The following is a 3323-nucleotide window of genomic DNA, read 5'->3' as shown; positions in this document are numbered from 1 at the left end:
GAGCTCGAGGACGCGATCGACGTCGAGGACGACCATGAGCTGTCCGTCGAGGCGGTGGACGCCGCCGGCGAGCTTGGCCATGCGGGGATCGAGGTTGACGGGGTTGTCTTCCTTGCCGTCCTCGGCAAGCCGCAGCACCTCGCCGATCTGGTCGATCAAGAGGCCGTAGGATTCACCGCGCAAATCGACGCCGACCGCCATCGCGGTCTTGCCGTCCTCGGGCTTGGGCAGGCCGAGCCGGGCGCGCATGTCGACCACGGTGACGATACGGCCGCGCAGATTGAGCACGCCGGCGATCTCGCGCGAGGACAAGGGGACGCGGGTGACGCGCTCGGGCATGAACACGTCCTGGACCCGGGAGATCGGCAGGCCGAACAGCTGGCCGCCGATCATCGCGGTGACGTATTCGACCATGGCGCCTTCGGTGGACTGGGTCTTCTTGGTCATCTCGTGCTCCTTGGGTCCCGCTTACGCCGCCGCCCGGTTCAGCTCGGAGGCGCCGGCGGCGCCCGCGGTCTGCTCCTTCAGCGCCGCGATCAGGCCGGGACGGTCGAACTTGGCGACATAGTCGTGGAAGCCGGCCTGGCGGCCGCGTTCGATCGCCGCCGGCGACACCAGCGCGGACAGGCCGATGATCGGCATCGCGCCCAGATTGTTGTCCGAGCGGATCACTTCGGCGAACTCGAACCCGTTCATGTCGGGCATCTCGATGTCGGTCAGCACCACGTCGAAGCTCTGCGCGCGCAGCGCAGCGAGGCCCTCCTGCGCGGTCGGGGCGGTGCGGACGCGGTAGCCGGCCGCCTTCAGCACCGGCGCCAGCATGTTGCGGAAGAAGGCGCTGTCGTCGACCAGCAGCACCGACTGCGAATGCTGCGACGGCTTCATCTCCTTGCGGGTGAACCAGTCGGCGAACGCCATCGGCAGGAAGTGGCCGACGTCGATCACCTCGGTGGCCTGGCCCTTGATCACGGCCGAGCCGAGAATGCCGGAGGCGGAGCCGCCGACCTCGATGTTGAGCCGCTCCTCGACGATGTCGATGATCTCGTCGACGACGAGGCCCATGGAGCGGCCGTCATCGGCGAACACCAGGATCGGCTGGGCACCCTGGGACGCGATGGTGACGCTCTCCATCGCGACCAGCGGCATCAGCTGCTCGCGGTACTGCACCATGTAGCGGCCGTTGCTGAACTCGATCTTGTCGGCGGGCAGCTCTTCGAGGCGCGTGACCAGTCCGAGCGGGACCGCCTTGGGCTGGGACGAGCCGGCGCGGAACACGAGCAGCGAGGTGGTCTGCTCGCCCGAGCCGATGTGGTGCGCGCCGTTCTCGTCGCCCATGTCATGGGCCGAGGAGCCGGCGGCGCCGAGCGCCTTGGCGATGCCGTTGGGGTCGATGATCATGATGACGGCGCCATCGCCCAGAATGGTGTTGCCGGAGAACATGTCGATGTGACGCAGTTTGGTCGACATCGGCTTGACCACGATCTCTTCGGTGTGGAACACGCCGTCGACCACGATGCCGAAGGTCTGGCTGCCGACTTGCGTGACCACGATGAAGCCGTTCTCGGGATCGGACGCGGCGCCGTCGTCGATCTTCAGCAGCTTCTTCAGATGGATCAGCGGCAGCAGCTTGTTGCGGAGCCTGAGGACCGCGGTGTCCTTGATGCGCTCGATGCGGTGCTCGCTGTTGGCGCGGGCCCGGACCAGCTCGACCACCGAGAGCTGCGGGATCGCAAAGCGGTCGCCGGCAGCTTCGACGATCAGCGCCGAGACGATGGCCAGCGTCAGCGGGATCTTGATGGTGACCGAGGAGCCTTCACCGGCGACGCTCTTGATGTCGATGGTGCCGCCGATCTGGTCGATATTGGTGCGGACCACGTCCATGCCGACACCGCGGCCCGAGACCGAGGTGATGGCGGCCGCGGTGGAGAAGCCCGGCGCGAAGATGAACTTGTGGATCTGGGCTTCGCTCATCTTCTCGAGCTCGGCCTCGGTGACGAGACCGCTAGAGATCGCCTTGGCCTTGATCTTCTCGGTGTTGAGGCCGCGGCCGTTGTCGGCGATGCAGATGATGATGTGGCCGCCCTCGTGATAGGCGGACAGGCGGATGGTGCCCTGCTCGCCCTTGCCGGACGCGAGCCGCTCGGCGGGGGTCTCCAGGCCATGATCGGCGGAGTTGCGCACCATGTGGGTGAGCGGGTCCTTGATCAGATCGAGCACCTGGCGGTCGAGCTCGGTGTCGGCGCCGTGCATCTCCAGCTCGATCTGCTTGCCGAGCTCGCTCGACAGATCCCGGACGATGCGGGGCAGTTTTTGCCAGGCATTGCCGATCGGCTGCATCCGCGTCTTCATGACGCCTTCCTGCAGCTCGGCGGTGACGTTGGACAGCCGCTGCAACGGCACCTTGAACTCGGTGTCCTCGTTGCGGCGGGAGATCTCCAGGAGCTGGTTGCGGGTCAGCACCAGCTCGGAGACCATGGTCATCAGATGCTCCAGCGTATCCACGTTGACGCGGATCGACTGGTTGGCGATGCGGTCGCCCTCGGCGGCGCCCTCGTCGGCCATCGACTTCTTCGGCGCGGGCTTTTCCTTGGGCGCCTTGTCCTTGGCTGTTTCCTTGGCAACGGGCGCCGGCACTTCGGCAGCGGGCGCGACCTTGCCTTCAGCCTTGGCGACGGGCGCGGGGGCCGGCGCTTCGATCGCGGTCTCGCGGAAGGCGCGCTCGAGCTCGTCGAGCGAGACTTCGCCCGGACGCAACGGGCGCTCCAGCGTCTGGTCGATCAGCGTGCCCGCGGTCATCTCTTTTGCCGGTGCAGGCGCAGCGGCAACAGGGGCGTCCGGCACCAGCGGCGGCGCCTCGGCAACGGGAGCGGCAGCAGCGCCGGCCGCCGGCATCGGCTGCGCCGAGCCTGACGCGATCGGCTGCGCCGACGCTGACATGGCCGCCATGCCCTGCTCGACCATCGCCTCCAGCTTGTCGATCAGGTCGCGGTCGTTACCCTCGGGCTCGGCTTCGGTCGCCTCGAGGCCCGACAGGATTTCCTTGATGCGGTCGATCGAGGCCAGGATCACCGTCACCGCGCCGGCCGTCACCGGCATGCCGTCACGGAATTTGCTCATCAGCGTCTCGCCGGCATGCGCCAGCGCTTCAAGCCGCGGCAACCCGAGGAAGCCGCAGGTGCCCTTGATGGTGTGGACCAGGCGGAAGATGTTATCCAGGATCTTGGCGTTGTTCGGCTCCTGCTCGAACTTCACCAGCTGATTGTCGACGGTGTCCAGGCTCTCGCTGGTCTCCGTCAAGAACTCCCGCAACAGATCATCCATGA

Annotated in this window: 2 protein-coding genes; both read right to left on the bottom strand. The window is 67.0% G+C overall.

What is annotated here, in order from left to right:
- Positions 1-447: chemotaxis protein CheW (locus QSV46_RS38945; protein ID WP_314963987.1), on the bottom strand; the 447-nt coding region annotated here is incomplete at its 3' end.
- 21 nt (positions 448-468) lie between these two features.
- Positions 469-3321, bottom strand: a complete 2853-nt coding sequence (locus tag QSV46_RS38940; RefSeq protein WP_314963986.1) for a hybrid sensor histidine kinase/response regulator — start codon at positions 3319-3321, stop codon at positions 469-471.
- Positions 3322-3323 lie beyond the last annotated feature (2 nt).

Source organism: Bradyrhizobium cosmicum, assembly GCF_032290525.1.
Taxonomy (GTDB): Bacteria; Pseudomonadota; Alphaproteobacteria; order Rhizobiales; family Xanthobacteraceae; genus Bradyrhizobium; species Bradyrhizobium cosmicum_A.
The sequence above is the reverse complement of the archived record's forward strand: the minus strand, read 5'-3'. Positions and strand labels throughout refer to the sequence as shown.